This is a genomic window from Erwinia sp. OLFS4, assembly GCF_002752165.1.
GTDB lineage: Bacteria > Pseudomonadota > Gammaproteobacteria > Enterobacterales > Enterobacteriaceae > Izhakiella.
Genome location: NZ_MOMB01000002.1, coordinates 69,983 through 87,732, shown reverse-complemented (window position 1 = coordinate 87,732; position 17,750 = coordinate 69,983). Strand labels below are relative to the sequence as shown.

19 protein-coding genes and 1 tRNA gene are annotated in these 17,750 nt (G+C 51.8%); 3 read left to right on the top strand and 17 right to left on the bottom strand.

Translation table 11 applies throughout. From position 1 onward, the window contains the following. Window positions 1-109 precede the first annotated feature (109 nt). On the bottom strand, window positions 110-406 hold the full coding sequence (locus BL249_RS01195; protein ID WP_099705116.1) for a YfcZ/YiiS family protein: 297 nt from the start codon (window positions 404-406) through the stop codon (window positions 110-112). 344 nt (window positions 407-750) lie between these two features. On the opposite strand from BL249_RS01195, the gene fadL reads away from it, so the two are divergent. Next, window positions 751-2,088, top strand: a complete 1,338-nt coding sequence (fadL, locus tag BL249_RS01190; protein ID WP_099705117.1) for a long-chain fatty acid transporter FadL — start codon at window positions 751-753, stop codon at window positions 2,086-2,088. A gap of 50 nt (window positions 2,089-2,138) precedes the next feature. Here the strand turns inward: fadL and mlaA are convergent, their stop codons facing one another. The 14 genes from mlaA to BL249_RS01120 form a co-directional block, all read right to left on the bottom strand. Further along, window positions 2,139-2,903, bottom strand: a complete 765-nt coding sequence (gene mlaA, locus BL249_RS01185) for a phospholipid-binding lipoprotein MlaA (protein WP_099705118.1) — start codon at window positions 2,901-2,903, stop codon at window positions 2,139-2,141. 35 nt (window positions 2,904-2,938) lie between these two features. After that, window positions 2,939-4,150 (bottom strand): c-type cytochrome biogenesis protein CcmI, encoded by a 1,212-nt coding sequence (gene ccmI, locus BL249_RS01180; RefSeq protein WP_099705119.1) that lies wholly within the window; start codon window positions 4,148-4,150, stop codon window positions 2,939-2,941. Next, on the bottom strand, window positions 4,147-4,608 hold the full coding sequence (locus BL249_RS01175) for a cytochrome c-type biogenesis protein (protein ID WP_099705120.1): 462 nt from the start codon (window positions 4,606-4,608) through the stop codon (window positions 4,147-4,149). The genes ccmI and BL249_RS01175 overlap by 4 nt, the downstream gene beginning before the upstream one ends. After that, a complete protein-coding gene (locus BL249_RS01170; protein ID WP_099705121.1) occupies window positions 4,605-5,162 on the bottom strand; it encodes a DsbE family thiol:disulfide interchange protein in 558 nt (185 codons plus the stop codon). Before BL249_RS01170 ends, BL249_RS01175 begins: the two co-directional genes overlap by 4 nt. Next, entirely contained in the window at window positions 5,159-7,114 is a 1,956-nt protein-coding gene (locus tag BL249_RS01165; protein WP_099705122.1) for a heme lyase CcmF/NrfE family subunit, read from the bottom strand. The genes BL249_RS01170 and BL249_RS01165 overlap by 4 nt, the downstream gene beginning before the upstream one ends. Then, window positions 7,111-7,590, bottom strand: a complete 480-nt coding sequence (gene ccmE / locus BL249_RS01160) for a cytochrome c maturation protein CcmE (protein WP_099705123.1) — start codon at window positions 7,588-7,590, stop codon at window positions 7,111-7,113. Before ccmE ends, BL249_RS01165 begins: the two co-directional genes overlap by 4 nt. Window positions 7,591-7,592: 2 nt before the next feature. Beyond that, window positions 7,593-7,823, bottom strand: a complete 231-nt coding sequence (ccmD, locus tag BL249_RS01155; protein WP_099705124.1) for a heme exporter protein CcmD — start codon at window positions 7,821-7,823, stop codon at window positions 7,593-7,595. Further along, window positions 7,820-8,563 carry a heme ABC transporter permease gene (locus BL249_RS01150; protein WP_099705125.1) on the bottom strand — a complete coding sequence of 248 codons (744 nt, stop codon included), beginning with the start codon at window positions 8,561-8,563 and terminating at the stop codon, window positions 7,820-7,822. Before BL249_RS01150 ends, ccmD begins: the two co-directional genes overlap by 4 nt. An 81-nt stretch (window positions 8,564-8,644) precedes the next feature. After that, complete coding sequence (gene ccmB, locus BL249_RS01145; RefSeq protein ID WP_099705193.1) at window positions 8,645-9,304, bottom strand: heme exporter protein CcmB; 660 nt, start codon at window positions 9,302-9,304, stop codon at window positions 8,645-8,647. Continuing rightward, window positions 9,304-9,921: a cytochrome c biogenesis heme-transporting ATPase CcmA gene (ccmA, locus tag BL249_RS01140; protein ID WP_099705126.1), complete on the bottom strand. Its 618-nt coding sequence runs from the start codon at window positions 9,919-9,921 to the stop codon at window positions 9,304-9,306. The genes ccmB and ccmA overlap by 1 nt, the downstream gene beginning before the upstream one ends. A gap of 393 nt (window positions 9,922-10,314) precedes the next feature. Further along, window positions 10,315-10,389 (bottom strand) — tRNA-Arg (locus tag BL249_RS01135). A 200-nt stretch (window positions 10,390-10,589) separates the two neighbouring features. Next, window positions 10,590-11,471: an SMP-30/gluconolactonase/LRE family protein gene (locus BL249_RS01130; protein WP_099705127.1), complete on the bottom strand. Its 882-nt coding sequence runs from the start codon at window positions 11,469-11,471 to the stop codon at window positions 10,590-10,592. 307 nt (window positions 11,472-11,778) lie between these two features. Beyond that, window positions 11,779-12,060, bottom strand: a complete 282-nt coding sequence (locus BL249_RS01125) for a hypothetical protein (protein WP_099705128.1) — start codon at window positions 12,058-12,060, stop codon at window positions 11,779-11,781. A 307-nt stretch (window positions 12,061-12,367) separates the two neighbouring features. Continuing rightward, entirely contained in the window at window positions 12,368-12,823 is a 456-nt protein-coding gene (locus tag BL249_RS01120; RefSeq protein ID WP_099705194.1) for a universal stress protein, read from the bottom strand. Window positions 12,824-13,262: 439 nt separating this feature from the next. On the opposite strand from BL249_RS01120, the gene ypdK reads away from it, so the two are divergent. Further along, window positions 13,263-13,334 carry a membrane protein YpdK gene (gene ypdK, locus BL249_RS19445; protein WP_099705195.1) on the top strand — a complete coding sequence of 24 codons (72 nt, stop codon included), beginning with the start codon at window positions 13,263-13,265 and terminating at the stop codon, window positions 13,332-13,334. Window positions 13,335-13,383: 49 nt separating this feature from the next. On the opposite strand, the gene alaC is transcribed toward ypdK, so the two are convergent. Beyond that, window positions 13,384-14,619: an alanine transaminase gene (gene alaC / locus BL249_RS01110; RefSeq protein WP_099705129.1), complete on the bottom strand. Its 1,236-nt coding sequence runs from the start codon at window positions 14,617-14,619 to the stop codon at window positions 13,384-13,386. Window positions 14,620-15,421: 802 nt separating this feature from the next. Continuing rightward, on the bottom strand, window positions 15,422-16,387 hold the full coding sequence (gene glk / locus BL249_RS01105) for a glucokinase (protein WP_099705130.1): 966 nt from the start codon (window positions 16,385-16,387) through the stop codon (window positions 15,422-15,424). Between the two features lie 332 nt (window positions 16,388-16,719). On the opposite strand from glk, the gene BL249_RS01100 reads away from it, so the two are divergent. Continuing rightward, window positions 16,720-17,709, top strand: a complete 990-nt coding sequence (locus BL249_RS01100) for an aldo/keto reductase (protein WP_099705131.1) — start codon at window positions 16,720-16,722, stop codon at window positions 17,707-17,709. Window positions 17,710-17,750: the final 41 nt, after the last annotated feature.

The window sequence follows — 17,750 nt, the reverse complement described above, 5'->3', positions numbered from 1 at the left end:
GTGTTATCGATAACAGGATATTTCGCCAGACAGAAAAAGAAAAAATGAGAGTAAAAACACGCTTTAACGGTAAAACCGACAGCCAGACTGCCGGTTTGAGAACGGGAGGTTAGCGCAGTCCCAGCTGAAAAATCATCGCTTCCGCCTGACAGCAAAAAGTAAAATCAGCCCCCAGCCAGACACCATTGGCATCCTCTTCAAAACGCGAGGTAATAAGACAGGGTTCAGATTCTGCAGCGCGGGCTTTCTGCGTCAACTCTGCCAGCGCCTGCTGAGCCTGCTGGCGATCGGCATACTGTTTTATCCACGACGCGCTGCAGTCTGCATTATCCATAACGGTGCCGATATCCACACAGCAACAGGCTGCGGTTTCATTGGCACTGCATTTGTTCAGAGAGTTGTTCAAAACTGGCTCCTTAGTCTTGCACTGGTTAAACACTTTATCACTGATAGTATTTTACTCCGCTGTCACGCAGCAAGCAGCGTGACCGTGCGTTATCACGATAAACAATGATCCAGCGCAAACCAGAAAGTTTTATTGAAAACAAAAAGAAAGATTTTGTTAAGTTGATCGCTTTTTTAAAAACATCTAAGAAATATTTGAAAAACAATATTGCAACATTCCTACAGGTCGGACCTATACTTGGGCAACTGGTCTGATTTGTCAGATGTATTCCAGTCCCTACAATCCGCGATCCATTGTTTTGCGATGTAACATACTTTAAATAATTAGATAATGAGGTTGTGGTCATGAACCATAAAAACCTGTTTGCAAAGTCTGCTTTGGCAGCAGCAGTGGCACTTGTTACAACTCACGTTTCAGCGGCCGGCTTTCAGCTCAATGAATTTTCAGCAACCGGTCTTGGGCGCGCCTATTCTGGTGAAGGCGCGATAGGCGATACCGCAGCTTCCGCCAGCCGTAACCCGGCAACGATGGCGCTGATGGACAGGCCAATGTTTTCAATTGGCGCCGTTTACGTTAATCCCCAGGTTGATATCACCGGGCATAGCGCATCGGGTAACAGCCTTGATGCAAAAAATATTGCCCCTAATCAATGGGTTCCTAATATTCATTATGTTCAGCCGCTTTCCGACCAATGGTGGATTGGCGCATCGGCAACCAGTAATTATGGTCTAGCCACTGAATACAATAATGGCTACGCTGCCGGCAGTTATGGCGGTAAAACCGATTTAATGACCACTAACCTCAATCTGAGTACCGCTTATCGCCTTAACCGCCATTTCAGCTTCGGTGTCGGTTTTGACGCGGTTTACGCCCGCGCTAAAATCGAACGCTATGCCGGTGAGCTTGGTTCTCTGCTTCCGGCGGCAGGTCTGCCGGCGGTACCTGCTGACACACAAATTGCCCATCTGAAAGGAGATAAATGGGGTTATGGCTGGAATGCCGGTATTCTGTATGAAGTAGATGATAACAACCGTTTTGGTTTTACCTACCGCTCGGAAGTTAAAATCGATTTCGACGGCGATTACAGTAGCAATATTCCCAGCCAGCTGAATCCTGTCATCGGCCAGTTTGGCTTGCCTTATGGCACCAGCGGCAGCACCATTCCGGGATCTTTAACGCTAAATCTGCCTGAAATATGGGAAGTGTCTGGCTACCATAAAGTCGCGCCTAAGTGGGCGGTGCACTACAGCATGGCTTATACCAGCTGGAGCCAGTTCCAGGAACTGAAAGCCACCGGCGCTAACGGCCAGACGTTATTCCATAAAGAAGAAGGCTATCGGGATGCTTATCGTATCGCGCTGGGAACCTCCTATTTTTATGATGACAACTGGACCTTCCGCGCAGGGGTTGCCTTTGATGATAGCCCGGTTCCTTCGGACAAACGCTCAATTTCCATCCCCGACCAGGATCGCCTGTGGCTAAGTCTTGGCACCAGCTACGCCTTTAATGAAAATGCCTCTGTCGATTTCGGTGTGTCTTATATGCACGGCCAGAAAGTCACGGTTAAAGAAGGTGTTGACCTGGCAGCCACGCAGGCCAACGGGGGAACACCGGTTCCCTATACGTTTAATTCGAATGGTAAAGCCTGGCTGTACGGTGCGGAATTTAATTACAAATTCTGATCAATGCTGGAAAAAAAAGACCACCTCCGGTGGTCTTTTTTATTGTGCGCTTAATTGCCGGCGTCAATTTCTTTTAAGTTGTCCTGAATAGCCGCAGCATTCGGATTATCCTGTGGTTTCAGCTTACCACCATTAGCCAGGAAATCGTTATGCTGAAAATAAGCTTCACGAACGAAAATATAAGGATCTTTTGAATTACGCAGAATCGCATCGGAATCCAGTAATTCGGCGCGGGTTTCAATACCCTGTAACGCCCATTTTCCTGCCGACATCCAGAAGGTCAGCCAGCTCAGCACCGGGTAGATATCATCCACGTAGTCGCCCCCCTCCTGACGCAGCGTAAAACTGCCATAGAACGGAAGCTGGGCATAAGGTCCATAGCCGACGCCATAGCTGCCAAGCGTAGTGCCAAAGCGTTCAGGCGCATTACGCGCTAGCTGAGGATTGGCTTTGCCGGCAACATCGATAAACCCGCCCAGTCCCAGCACGGTATTGAGGAAAAAACGGGTAAAATGCACGCCAGCATTGTTGGCATTCCCTTTCAGTATGCTATTAACCATGCTGGCGGGTTCCTCAAGGTTACTGAGAAAATTACTGACGCCGGTACGCGCCGGTACCGGTACATAATTGCGCCAGGCCACGGCAACCGGACGCAAAACATAGGGGTCCACCACGTTGTAGTTAAAATTAAACATCGTGCGGTTAAAGCCTTCCAGAGGATCGGAACGGCCCTGAGATTCATTCGCTGGTCTGGAGCTGGCACAACCGGCCAGAAACACGCTTGCCAGTACCAGTCCCGTCAGGCGAAAATTCATACAAGTCTCCCTGTGCTAAAAGTCGTGTATCATGCTTACGGCTGCTGCTGATTAATCTCCACCGCCAGCTGCTGATGACCATCAAAAGGCATAACCGCACTGGTCCCTATCCAGTCTCCCGATTGCGGACTGGCGTGACCATCGCGTGAGATACGCGCCCGGACCTGTATCTGATGCTGAGCAGAAAGCAGGCGTTCGGGGATCATCGCATCACTGTCATCAAGCCTCAGTGATACAGGAAAATGGCTCAATGGCATTCTCTTCACTGCCACCGGGACAGGCGAAACACCATCGGAAACAGAAATATACAATACTCCTTGCGGCGGTAACATGGTTTTGGCCGCAGCGGCTAAAGAAACCTTTAGCGATAACCAGCTATTTTGCTGACCGGCCTGGGTTTTTGCCTGCTCGATACTACTTTCAATCATGGCGGTCTGTTTATCATTCTCTGGCAATAAAGTTAACATTTGTTGCCATATTTTGATGGCGCGCACATATTGCTGCTGGCTATAAGCATTAACCGCTGCCAGCCCAAGCAACGCAATATTATTGCCATCCTGTTGCAACATGTCCTGCAGTATCCCGCTAGCCTCACGGTTATCCTGAGGGTCTGGTGAACGCACCAGTACTTCAACATAATTCAGCCGTAGCTGCTGGTTTTCTGGCTGTAACCGCAGTGCTTTTTCAAACGCCTGGCGGGCCGTTTGCGCATCATTCAGCACCATGCCAATGCGACCCAGCATCATCCAGTCATTAACATTCTGCGGCGTTTGCTGCAAAGCACTGCGCAGCCCAAGCCCCAGCTCGCTTAACTGCGCCATGGTTAATGGCCGCGCCTGCGGATCCATCAGTTGTGCCCGCAGCGCCGGCAGATCATCCTGCACCTGCTTCCACTGTAATAACTGCAGCAAACCACCGGTTTTCAGATAACAGCCTGCACTCACCAATATCAGCAACAGCACACCGGGAAAAAGCAGCCAGCGCGATCCCGTTGTGGCCGGCGGCGGATCGGCTGGCGGGATATCGTCCAGCAAGGTCTGCTGCAATTCCCCAACCATATCCTGGTGACCGCTCAGCAGTCCTTCAGCATCATCACGCTGCAGTTCCTGCAATCGCTGCTGATAAAAAATTTTATTCAGCTTAGCGCGATCGGTTTGTGGCTCAACGTGAAGACGCCAGCCCGCGCAGACGAACAACATCACTGCGGCCACCAGCAATAACAACAGGATCAACCAGAAGAGAGTCATGATTGTTTCCTGTCGTGCAACAGGCTGTCGAGACGACGTTGCTGCTCAGCATTAAGCGTTGAATTAACCGGCGAACGACGCATTCGTCTGCCGCGAACAATAATCATCCCGCCTCCGGCCAGTAAAAAAAGCAGCGGTCCGAGCCACAGAATAATAGTGGATAGCTCGAACGGCGGCTGATAGCTGACAAAGTTGCCATAGCGGGCAATCATATAGTCCCGTATCTGCTGCGGCGTCAGGCCTTGCTGCAACAGCTGATAAACTTTCAGCCGCATATCAGCGGCAATCATCGCATTTGAATCCGCAATGCTATTATTCTGACATTTGGGACAGCGCAGCGATTCGGTCAGACTGCGATATTGTTGTTCCTGCTGAGGGGAGCTGAAATGACGCACATCAATCGCCGCCAGCGTACTGACGCAGAACAGTGATGCCAGTAGCAGTAACAGCAGTCTCATGATCCCGCCTCCTGACTGTATTTCTGCCATAGCGGTTTGACTTCGTTGTGCCAGACGCGCGGTGTCATATCGCCGGCATGGCGATAACGGATAATACCTTTACCATCAATCAGGAAGGTTTCCGGTGCCCCGTAAACCCCCAGATCCAGCCCCAGCATGCCGTTACCGTCATACAGGCTCAGGGCATAAGGATTACCGAGAGTGTTGAGCCAATTTATCGCTTTTGTGCGGTCGTCTTTATAATTCAGGCCCACTACCCGCACCCCTCCGGTGGCCAGTTGGTTTAGATACTGATGTTCTGCCCGGCAGGTGGGACACCAGGTCGCCCAGACATTTAGCAACAGCGGCTTACCGTTTATCAGGACGGCCTGATCATAAAACTTACCGGAGCTATCCAGTGCTTCCAGCTTAAATTGCGGCACCGGTTTGCCAACCAGTGCCGACTCCAGCAAGGTAGGATCATCACCTGTCGCATTCCGGCTAAGCTGCCACAGCAGGGCAGCGGCCAGCAGCATAAACAACCCGAGTGGAATCCAGAGCAATTTTTTATTCATGTTAGCTCCCTCGCCAGTTTTTTACGCGACCGGTAACGGGGATCCAACAGACAAAGCAGGCCGCCAGACGCCATCAACACCCCACCGAGCCAAATCCAACGCACAAAGGGTTTGTAATAAATACGCACAGCCCAGCTGTCGCCGGCCATTTGTTCGCCGAGCGCCGCATATAAATCGCGTGTCAGTCCTCCGCTGATAGCAGCTTCCGTCATCATTGTACGCGCCGCGCGGTAAAACCGTTTCTCTGCGCGCAGTACCGCTTCCGGCTTGCCATTACGCGTGACGGCAATAATGCCAACGCCGCCGCTGTAATTGGGTCCCTGTAAAGCATTAACGCCTTTAAAAGTAAAATGATAATTATGGATATCCACACTGTCGCCGGCACGCATCCTGACATCACGTTCCACGCTGTAGCTGGTGCTAAAAGCAATGCCGATAACCGTCACCGCCACACCAAGATGCCCCAGCACCATCCCCCAGTGGCTGCGGGTTAACTGCCTCAGCCCACGCCAGAAACGCTGACGATGGGTTGCCCGTTCATGCAGCTCCATCAGGGTCAGAATAATCACCCATAGCGCCATCATCAGCCCGACAACACTCATCGCAGCGATACGGTCCTGCATAAGCCAGGGTAATAACATGGAAAGAATCAGCGTCACCACCAGCGCCAGCGCCAGTCGTTTCCACAATTTTTGCGGCTGATCCCGACGCCAGCGTACCAACGGCCCGATACCCAATATCAGCGCGAACGGTGCCATCAGCCAGCTAAACAACATATTAAAAAAAGGCTCACCAACCGAAATGGTTCCCAGACCCAGCTGCTTATGCACCAGCGGCAACAGGGTGCCAAGCAGTACCACCAGCATGGCGGCAATCAGCAGCACGTTGTTCCCCAGTAAAAATGATTCGCGCGACCAGATGTCGTTTTGTACCCGGCTACGCACTTTGCCCCCTTTGAGGGCGTAAAGCAGCAAAGAGCTGCCAATTACTATTACCAGAAAAGCGAGAATAAACAGGCCGCGTGCCGGGTCAGAAGCAAATGCATGAACCGATACCAGCACGCCGGAGCGGACCAGAAAAGTCCCCAGCAAACTAAGAGAAAAAGCCGTAATGGCCAGCAGCACCGTCCAGGCTTTAAAACTGCCGCGTTTTTCAGTTACCGCCAGCGAATGCATCAGTGCTGTACCAGCCAGCCACGGCATCAGAGAGGCATTTTCCACCGGGTCCCAGAACCACCAGCCGCCCCAGCCCAGCACGTAATAAGACCAGGCCGATCCCAGCACGATACCGCAGGTCAGAAACATCCATGCGGCGGTGGTCCAGGGACGCGACCAGCGCGCCCAGGCGGTATCGAGGCGACCAGTCATCAGCGAAGTAATAGCAAAGGCAAAAGCCACAGAAAAACCGACATAACCCATATAAAGCAGCGGTGGATGCACTATCAGACCAGGGTCCTGAAGCATCGGGTTAAGGTCATGGCCATCCACCGGATACAGCGGCAGCGTGCGGGCAAACGGATTTGAGTTAAGCGTAATAAACAGCAGGAAACCAAAAGTGATCATGCCCATAATTGCCAGCACGCGGGCCACAGCATCCTGTGGCATGGTGCGACTGAACAACGCCACCAGCAGTGTCCAGCAACTCAGTAGCAGTACCCATAATAACAGCGACCCTTCATGCGCTCCCCAGGTTGCTGCAATACGATAATACACCGGCAACTGAGAGTTAGAGTTATCTGCTACGTACACCACGCTGAAGTCATTTACCACAAACGCATGAATCAGAATAATAAACGCCGCCGCAATTGACAAAAACAGTCCGTAAGTCAGTGGACGTGCAGTAGCCATTAGCCGACGATCCTGGCGGCAGGCTCCCCATAACGGATAAAAGCTGAGCAACAGCGACAGTCCCAGCGCCAGGCAAAGCAAAAAACTGCCAATTTCCGGCATCATGATCCAGGGCTCCCGGCCTCTGTCGTCGGGCCGTTCTGGTTTTTATTCATCGCATCTTTAATTTCCGGCGGGGTATACTTTTCATCGTGCTTTGCCAGCACCTCTTTTGCATTCACCAGCGTTGCATTTTCCAGTACGCCCTGGGCAACAATCCCCTGCCCTTCACGGAACAAATCGGGCAAAATTCCGACGTAATGCACGCTAATCATCCCTTTACCATCATAAAGCTGAAAACTGACCGCCAGCGTATGAGGATCGCGCTGCACGCTTCCGGGTAACACCATGCCACCAACCCTTAAACGTTGTCCGGGTTGCGGCTTTTGATGTGTCGCGCCCTTACCATTGATAATTTCGTCGGGCGTATAGAAAAGATCGATATTCGATCGCAGCGCATACATCACCAACGCGGTCGCCAGACTCAGTCCAACCAGCACGCAGACGACCATGATCAGACGATTTTTACGACGGCTGTTCACATTTACTCTCCTGCCGTAGCCGATGGAAGGCTGTTTTTGGTTTTGGCATTACGAATTCGGCGTGCACGCTGCTGTTTTCGCTGGATTTCTTTTAGCAGAAACCGCCGGGTAAGCAGCGTATGAACCAGCAGTACCAGCAGGGGAAGCAGTGTCAAAACAACCGCCAGCCAGACATAAAAAGCGTAACCACCCATAGCAAAAAAATCCTGCCAGCTGGAAAATGCAGGCGTCATGGCACACGCACTCCTTTAGTCAATAATGCGGCCACCCAGGGACGGTTGTGTTCACTGCGCAAAATCAGGTTACGCAGACGCATTAACGTCAGGGTGATAAACACCAGCAGATAACCGAGAATTGACCAGCGCAGCGGCGTACGCATGCTGGGATCGATTGAATGTTGCAACAATCCGGAATTGGCCTGGTGCAGCGTATTCCACCACTCAACGGAATAGTGGATAACCGGCAGATTCACCACCCCCACCAGAATCAGAATGCCGGCGGCCCGCCCGGCGGTACGCCGATCGTCAAAGGCAAGATAGAGCGCAATCGCGCCCATGTACAAAAAAAGGAGTATCAGTTCAGAAGTCAGGCGCGCATCCCAGATCCACCAGGTTCCCCACATAGGTTTACCCCAGGCGGCACCGGTAACCAGCGCAATGAAAGTAAAAACCGCCCCTACCGGTGCCATTGCGGCAGCCAGCATATCGGCCATTTTCAGCTGCCAGACCAGGCCGGTAAAAGCAGCCATAGCCATGATGCCATACACGCCCATCGACCAGATGGCTGCCGGTACGTGGATATACATGATGCGGTAGCTATTTCCCTGCTGATAATCGACCGGAGCAAAAGCAAACCCCCAAATCCAGCCCAGCAGCAGAACGACCACAGCGACGGCACCGAGCCATGGCACTAAACGACCGCATAACTGATAAAGCCGTTCCGGCTTCGCCAGTTGATGTAACCATTTCCACATCTTTTTTTGCTCACATAATAAGTAAAATTAAACGGGTTTTGCTATACCCTGCAGCCGCAACGACGCTGTCTGTATCTTGTTTTAATCCAGGCTAATACGTAACGCAGCGGCCGTTGCAAATGGCGATAACACCGCGCTGGCCAGCAAAAAAGCGCCCAGGATAGCCAGATACCCCGTCAGAGGCAGCCCCGTGGCCGCGGCATCCATCGCGGCACTGGCAAAAATCAGTAACGGGACAGCCAGCGGTAACGTCAGCAGACTGAGTAATACGCCGCCACGGCGCAAACCTACCGTCAGAGCAACACCAATAGCCGCCAGCAAACTCAGTGTCGGTGTTCCCAACAGCAGCGTCAACGCCAGCACGCACCAGCGGTTAAAATCTAACGACAGCAACAGCGCAGCCAGTGGCGACAACACAATCAGCGGCAGACCGGTTATTATCCAGTGGGCAGTCACTTTGCCAAGTACGGTGACCGGCAGCGGCAGCGGCAACAGCAGCAATTGCTCTAGCGAGCCATCGGCAAAATCATCGCGAAAAAGTCGTTCTGACGCCAGCAACGAGGCCAGTAACGCGGCCACCCAGACAATGCCCGGCGCGATGGCCGCCAGTAGTGCGGGCTGCGGACCGATACCCAATGGAAACAACGTTATCACAATCAGAAAAAACCATAGCGGATTCATTATTTCCGCACCACTGCGAAATGCAGTGCGTAATTCACGCTGAATAATCCGCCAGAACATCATACTGTCTCCGCCGCCAGCAGACGGATTTTACGCAGCGGATAACCCTGTTGCGGCAGATCCTGATGGGTAGTCAGCACCACCATGCCGCCGAGGCTGACGTGCTCAACCAGTCGTTGCATAAGAAAACTGACCCCGGCTTTATCAATGGCCGTCAGCGGTTCATCAAGAATCCATACGCTGGCCTGACTAAGCCAGAGTCGTGCCAGTGCCACACGTCGCTGCTGACCGGCAGAAAGTGCCGAAATAGCCACGTCTTCGTAACCGAGTAAACCGGCTGATTCCAGAGCATCCCAGACAGCTTGCTCTGGCCGATCGTGATGATAAAAACGCAGATTTTCCAGTGGCGTCAGCAGCGCTTTAACCCCGGGACGGTGCCCGAGAAATAGCAGCTGACGGTGAAACGCTTCACGCTGCTGTAAAATATCCTGCCCGTCCCAGCAGACGTGCCCCTGCTCACTGCGGTGCAGGCCGGCAAGAATACGCAATAATGAGGTTTTCCCTGCCCCGTTAACCCCTTCTATCTGCAGGATATCACCAGGATTAACGGTAAAACTTAACTGGCTAAACAGAGTGCGTTCTCCGCGAACGCAGGTCAGGCTGCGGGCTTCCAGCATCAGGCGGCATCATATTAATTAACCTTATCTGCGACTATATCACAAGCGCCTGACCAGCCGTAACCATCAAGGTGGTGACTATCAGCCAGATCATAACGCGCTGACAAACGCCATACGGTTATACGCTGACTTCACGGTTAATAATCCGACCGCTTCCGGGGTCATTCAGGACGGCACAATCAGGCGGGATTATCACATCTGCCTGGATGTATTGCGGGTGCATTCAGGCCTGCCCTGGTCAGAACAGCCATGTCACGTAAATACGCTGCAGACCCCGATCATAAACCTCCGGCGTAGGCCTCGTCTGAGTTATCTATTTGTCCGGAGGATTCAGAAAACAGCTGAGATGATGAAAGCGGTGCGTTGAACACGCAAAGCCGCCTGCGGTGAGAATGGCGTCCCCTGCAGGAATCGAACCTGCAACTAGCCCTTAGGAGGGGCTCGTTATATCCATTTAACTAAGGAGACCACGCGCGCCAGTATAACCTGTCTGATAATAAAATTAACCACAGCTACGGTCGTTTGCTTGTTTTACAGTCAGATAGTGAGGTTTTTTTTCGTAACCGGGCAGAAGTCGCAACGAAACGGCCAGCGCTGGCTGACACCCCCGTTTCACCAGCATGATGGCACGCCATGGCAGAAGCGAATGAAACAAGCAACGGCGGTTTTCAGTTGTCCTGAAACAGCGACTCGGCCAGACCAGCAAACGGCAGGTCTACCGCGAACAGGTCGCCGGATTGCGGATAACGAGTTAAATCCTGCACACTGCGATCCTCACGTGACGAGGTAATATACAAGGTTTTTAACGCCGCACCACCAAATGCTACCATGGTTGGCCAGCGCACCGGCAGCGCAATTGTTGCCACGGTTTCACCGTTTGCCGGATCAATACGTATCACCTTGCCCGCGCCATACAGTGCCGACCAGTAATAACCTTCAGCATCTACTGCTGCGCCATCGGGTAAGCCTTCCCCGGTGGCGTCAAACCGTCGCAGTACCTCGCGAGCACCGGGTTCACCTTGATTATCCAGCGGATAACGATAAAGCACGCCGTTCGGCGTATCCGCATGGTACATCCAGCGCCGATCGGGTGAAAATGCCAGCCCGTTAGAAATTTTAATATCACCGGCCATTACACGAAAATGATACTGATTATCCAGCCGGCACAAATGCGCCGCGTTACGATCCTGTGGTTGCCAGAGATTGCCACACCAAAAACGTCCCCATGGGTCCACGCGACCGTCGTTAAAACGGCTTTTATCGCTGGGATCGGGATTCTCAGCCAGCCAGCGGGTGATGTGACCCTGTGTGTCCATCAGGCAGACGCCACTGCGCAGCGCGGCCACAAATCCCCCGCCAGCGCGCAGGCCAAGGCAACCAATATGCTCAGCAACAGGAAAAACCTCATGCTGGCAGGTTTGCGGATTGAAACGATGAATGGCAGGGGCAAGAATATCAACGAAATAAAGAACCTGCTCTTGCACTGACCACAACGGGCATTCTCCCAGTTCTGCCTGGACCGCCAGAACATGCCTGACCGGATATGTCATAATTGTTTTCTCTTGCCTGAGTTGAAAACAGCTTAGTAAAGATTGAGACAAAACCCGGTGAGGCTGATGATTTTTTTAAGTTAATCACGGTTAACTGATTATTGCCCTGAACAAACCTCACCACTATCCGCTTATCGCGAACACATTTTCTGCTCTTTTTCAGCAAAATTTACCCGCCGGTGTAAGAAGAAAAATTAAAACAGACACCGATGATAAACCGCCAGCATCCTGACTGCGGGGTAATGATGCCAGACGCGGAGAGGGTTAAGCAGGACTGTACCGGACAACAGATTTTTTCGTCTTTTGATTAACTTTTAATCGCGTAGTTGCATTGATACCAGGTTTTTACTAAGCCGGGAATATTGCTGGATTGCGGCCTGAGCGCTTCCACTTTATCAAACCCTCGTGCCTGGCAATAGGCTCTCAGCTCTTTCTGTAACGCCGCATTATCTACTTTCAGCGGATCGTAGCGGTATTGCACCGTATTGACCGCAGTATCTTCATCAATACGTTCAAACGCCCCTGGCTGATGTGCGGTACAGCCAGCCAGCAGTAAGATAGTCAGCACGCAGGCTAATTGCCCCTTCATTATAACTCCTGTGAACGAAATGTCTGATGTTAACGCCGTCGTCAAAGCAAACCATCAGAAAAACACTCAATTTTGCGTCTCAGCAGATAAATTTTACCCATTGAATTGATTGGGTAAATCAACTGCCTGTTTCATCCTGATGCTGGCAGAATTAAGACTGACAAGATGCTTGTCAGCCAGACACCAGGGAAATTAAAGCAGTCATTTTCTACCCCGCTGATGCGGGCTTTTTTTAGACAGCTGTCAGTGAAGGAAAAATATATCCGCTTTACTGACGCAGCGTTTATCGCAATGTGCCGGTAAAGGTTTACCGATCGGCGCGCACGTCAATCATCACCGGACAATGGGCCTGTTCAATCACCGCTGCGCTGACTGAGCCTTTCAGTAAACGGTTGAAGGGAGTCAGATGGCGACGTCCCATAATGATCATTTCGGCATCGAGCGCTCTGGCCTGCTCAACAATGGTTATCGCCGCCTCACCGGCAACGACCCGGCCTCGTGCCGCTACCCCGGCCAGGCGCAACCGGGCCAGCGCCTGGCGCACCACCGATTCGGCACCGTTTTGCTCATCCTGACTGGACAACGCCGCATCGAACGTCTCTCCGGCAGCCAGTTCCAGTGGCGTGGCAAGGCTGCAATACTTTTCGTCAACACAGCACACCACCACCACCTGCGCATTTAGCGCCAGTGCCTGCTGTGCTGCCAGCGAGACCACTTTGCCGGCAATGGCAGAGCTATCAATAGCCACCAGTAGCGTTTTCATCTTCTGCTCCCAATCGGCTGTTATTTTGCGGGCCGTTTTGCCATCAGAATAGCGCAGCGACAATGGTGCTGTCAGCAGGGTTATCGCTGGTATTGTCGACGGAGAGAATACTGACTGCCAGACAACGTCCGCCCTTGTGCCCCAGCATACTGCGTGATTAACAGCGGTGCGCTCAGCTGCCATCCCCGACGCGGGCACGCCACTGAGCGGCAGCAAAAAGACACATTATTGTTCAATGAAAATTGTGATCGAACTCTCAGCACAATCATCTTTATTTTGCATGGCGAAGCGGGTAAATTAGTCAGCGATCCTGCCATGAGTGATTCATGGCGACCCGAATGAATAGCGCCAGCGCACTGTTTTGCGCGCGTTCATTCCATCTGTTTGCGTTGCGCAGGCCTGGGATCGCCGCAGCCGTGGTCGCACAGAGGAGTTGTTTGTGAAATACGCGTTGATGGGCATTTCGTTCTTACTGGTGCTCTGGCTGGGTACTTTTTACCTGATGTTATGACCGTTACATCATGAAAAGTGGGTCAGGCTCGCCTGACCCATATTGTCAGTTAGTTTTCGACAATGTCGCTTTTTACGCTTCCCGGTAACCTGCCGTCAGCACGAAACATCGCTTTAATGCCTCTTACTGCCTGCCGTATACGGTCACTGTTCTCAATCAGCGCAAAGCGCACATGGGTATCGCCATAATCACCAAATCCGACGCCAGGCGAAACGCATACTTTAGCTTCCTGTAACAGAAGCTTAGCGAATTCCAGCGAACCAAGATGGGCGTAGTGTTCGGGAATTTTTGCCCAGACATACATGGATGCTTTCGGCACCTCAACCATCCAGCCAGCTTCATGCAGACCTTTCACCAAAACATCCCGGCGACGTTTATATTCCGCTGCGATATCCCGCACACAGCGCTGTTCCCCTTCCAGGGCGGCAATAGCCGCCACCTGTAGCGGAGTAAACGTGCCATAATCATGGTAACTTTTTATGCGCGCCAGCGCGGCAACCAGCTCTTTATTACCAACCATAAAACCGATACGCCAGCCTGCCATGTTGTAACTTTTTGACAAGGTAAAAAATTCCACCGCAATGTCGCGAGCACCGGGCACCTGCATAATCGAAGGTGCCTGCCATCCGTCATAGACAATATCGGCATAAGCAAGATCGTGCACCACCAGCACATTATACTGTCTGGCCAGCGCAACCACCCGCTCGAAAAAATCCAGCTCCACGCACTGCGCCGTCGGATTAGAGGGAAAGCCAAGGATCATCATCTTTGGTTTGGGATAACTTTCGCGTATTGCCCGCTCAAGCTCGGCAAAAAAGTCAATTCCTTGCACCAGCGGTACTGAACGGACCTGAGCGCCGGCAATCACCGCACCGTAAATATGAATCGGGTAGCTGGGATTAGGCACCAGCACGGTGTCACCATGATCGAGCGTGGCCAGCATCAGGTGCGCCAACCCTTCTTTCGAGCCGATGGTAACAATGGCTTCACTTTCCGGATCAATATCGACCTGATAACGTTGCTGATACCAGTGAGAAATCGCGCGCCGTAAACGGGGAATACCGCGTGAAGTTGAATAACCGTGGGTATCATCGCGACGGGCGACATCACAGAGTTTTTCCACAATATGTGGCGGCGTCGGGCCATCCGGATTACCCATGCTGAAATCAATAATATCTTCGCCGCGCCTGCGCGCAGCCATTTTCAGTTCAGCGGTGATGTTAAATACATAGGGGGGAAGGCGTTCGATACGTGAAAAACGCCGAACAGGTGCATTATCAGCCATATTATCCTCAGATTGACGTTAGCGCCCGGACCGTCCGAGCGACGCTGACCAGCAGAGTGGTCTGTCTCTGAACTTATCGCAATCAGGCTAATAATGTCGATAGGCATGATAAAATTTTTTAAATATCGGATTTCAGGCAACCAAATACCCAATCATTCTGATATTTATTGCAGAGCAGATAATTATTCCGCAGCACTTACCTGAAGACGCCGTGAAGATAAATTTCCCGCTACCACATGCGCCTTAAGTGTGTGAAATTGATGCTGACAGAGGCGTTAGCGATACGCGACTACCAGCGCGTCACTGGCAAGACCCTGTTCGTGAAACTGACTGAGAAAAGCCTATCCCGGGCTGACGGTGGGAATGTCATTCAGCCCTGACGCTCATCCTGCCTGTTGCTCACAGGAACCGTCACACTGCAGAGTTGTCATCATCAGACGCTCAGTTTCCAGTAATATTCGCAAGCACACAAAACCGGAAATAATTCAGAAAAATAATTAATTCCTTCCTCTTTTTAAGAAGGTTATTAACTTTAATACAGCATAATCCGGGTCGCGTTATCACCGTGCTGAGCGCGGTTTATCTGCAGCAACGCTGAGCGTCATTCTGTCTGCAAGGGCATTAATCAGAAAAGATTAATTATCCAGCAACCATTTCCGCTATTTTTTGCTCAGGTTTCCCCAATTAAGCTAATAACGGCCTGCGCATGTTTTCAGCTGCTGAACTCATATCCGCTATCTGCCGATGCAAAAACAACGTGGGGCGACAGCCATCGCCCCGCAGAGAAGAAGAGAGGTAAAGGTTACAGGATACGCCCCAATGTCTGACGCAAATGGGCGCCAGCACCCAGTAAACCGGGCTGATCGTGCGTGATTAAATAAACCGGAATCGGATGAACATAATCATGAAAACGCCCTTTGTCTTCAAAGGCAGCGCGAAAACCTGACGCTTTGAAAAACGCCAGAAAACGCGGCACAATTCCCCCGGCAATATAGACACCACCAAAGGTGCCAAGCGTTAAGGCGAGGTTGCCGCCAAAGCGTCCCATAATGACACAAAACAGCGACAGCGCGCGGCGGCAATCCGTACAGCTGTCAGCCAGTGCCCGTTCAGAGACATCTTTAGGCTTTAAATTTTCCGGAACCCGATTATCTGATTTAACAATAGCGCGGTAAAGATTAACCAGCCCCGCGCCTGAAAGCACCCGTTCAGCGGAAACATGACCCATTTCGGCGCGCAGCACTTCAAGGATCAGGTCTTCCTCTTCGCTATTCGGCGCAAAGTCAACATGCCCGCCTTCCCCAGGCAAACTGACCCAGCGTTTATCAACGTGCACCAGATGAGCAACCCCCAGTCCGGTGCCAGCACCGTAAACGGCAATCGGTTTATCAGCCACCGGGGCATCGCCGCCAAACTGCATTACGTCTTGCGCTTTCAGCATGGGAATAGCCATTGAGACGGCGGTAAAATCATTAATAATTTCAAGATGTTCAAAACCAAGACTGGCTTTCATTTTACGGGTAGAGAATGCCCAGTCGTGGTTGGTCATTTCTACCCAGTCATCCGTGATCGGACAGGCAATGGCAATACAGCCATCTTTTATCTCTTTTTGCTGTTCATCAAGCCAGGTGCGAATCACCGCTTCAAGACTCTCATACTCTGCCGTGGAGAACGTTTTGGCTTGTGAAATAGCACCGGTTTCGACATCGCACAGCGCAAGACGTGCGTTGGTCCCGCCTACATCACCCACCAAAGCATAACTGGTCATTATTGTTTTGCTCCGCTTACGTCAATTTAAGACACGAAAAATTGTGCCAGGAAAACAACAGCGCGCACCGCTTTCAGGGCGACGGTTTGCGCACTTCCGCTAACTTACCATACCGGCAAGTCTGTCCGGATGACAGGCCGCAAGTCTGAAATAGTTAAAATGCAAAAAAGGTGCTATCAGTATTAGTGCATTTCTCGCTGGTAGGGGAAAAATTTTGCAAATGGCAGCGCGTTAGATGGCGCGAGCACAGCGAGAACCCTGGCAAATATCAATATCACTATAAACATAGACTGTACCTGTAACCCATCAGCCTGATTGCAAAGGAAAAAGCAATGCCCTATCTTGCAAGCGAACAACGATATCAGACCATGACCTATCAACGCACCGGTCAGAGTGGCTTAAAACTTCCGCGCATATCGCTGGGTCTGTGGCATAACTTTGGCGATAACGCCCACTTCAGTCACAGCCGGGCGCTGCTGCGACATGCTTTTGATCGGGGTATTACGCACTTTGACCTGGCCAATAATTATGGCCCACCGCCGGGGTCGGCTGAAGAAAATTTCGGGCGCATCCTGCAGCAGGATTTTCACCGCTACCGTGATGAGCTGATCATTGCCAGTAAAGCCGGTTATACCATGTGGCAAGGCCCCTATGGTGACTGGGGATCGCGTAAATATCTGATAGCCAGTCTCAATCAGAGCCTGCGGCGAATGAAACTGGATTATGTTGATATTTTTTATCATCACCGCCCCGACCCGGATACCCCATTGCAGGAAACCATGCAGGCTCTTGATCATATTGTAAAGCAGGGAAAGGCGTTGTATGTCGGCCTCTCCAACTATCCGCCCGATCGGGCCGCGCAGGCGCTGACGTTGTTGCGTGAAATGGGCACGCCGTGCCTGATTCATCAGCCAAAATTTTCAATGCTCGAACGCACGCCAGAAAAAGGTTTGCTGGCTCTGCTGGAACAACAGGGTGTCGGCTGTATCGCGTTTTCACCGTTAGCCGGAGGGATACTGAGCGATCGCTACCTGAACGGTATTCCGCAGGATTCCCGCATCGCCAGCGGCAGCCGTTTTCTCAGCGAGCAGGCGCTGACGCAAGACAAAATGGCCAAAGTGCGCCAGTTAAATGCACTGGCGGAAAAACGCGGTCAGAAGCTGGCACAAATGGCGCTTGCCTGGGTGCTGCATCACCGGCAAATCACATCTGTACTGATTGGTGCCAGTCAAACCGGGCAAATTGATGATGCGGTGGCGGTGCCCGGCCATCACGACTTCACCGGGGAAGAGCTGTCAGCGATTGACCATATTATTGGCTGACCTTGCGCCGGAGACGCGGCAGAGAACCACCGTGCACAACA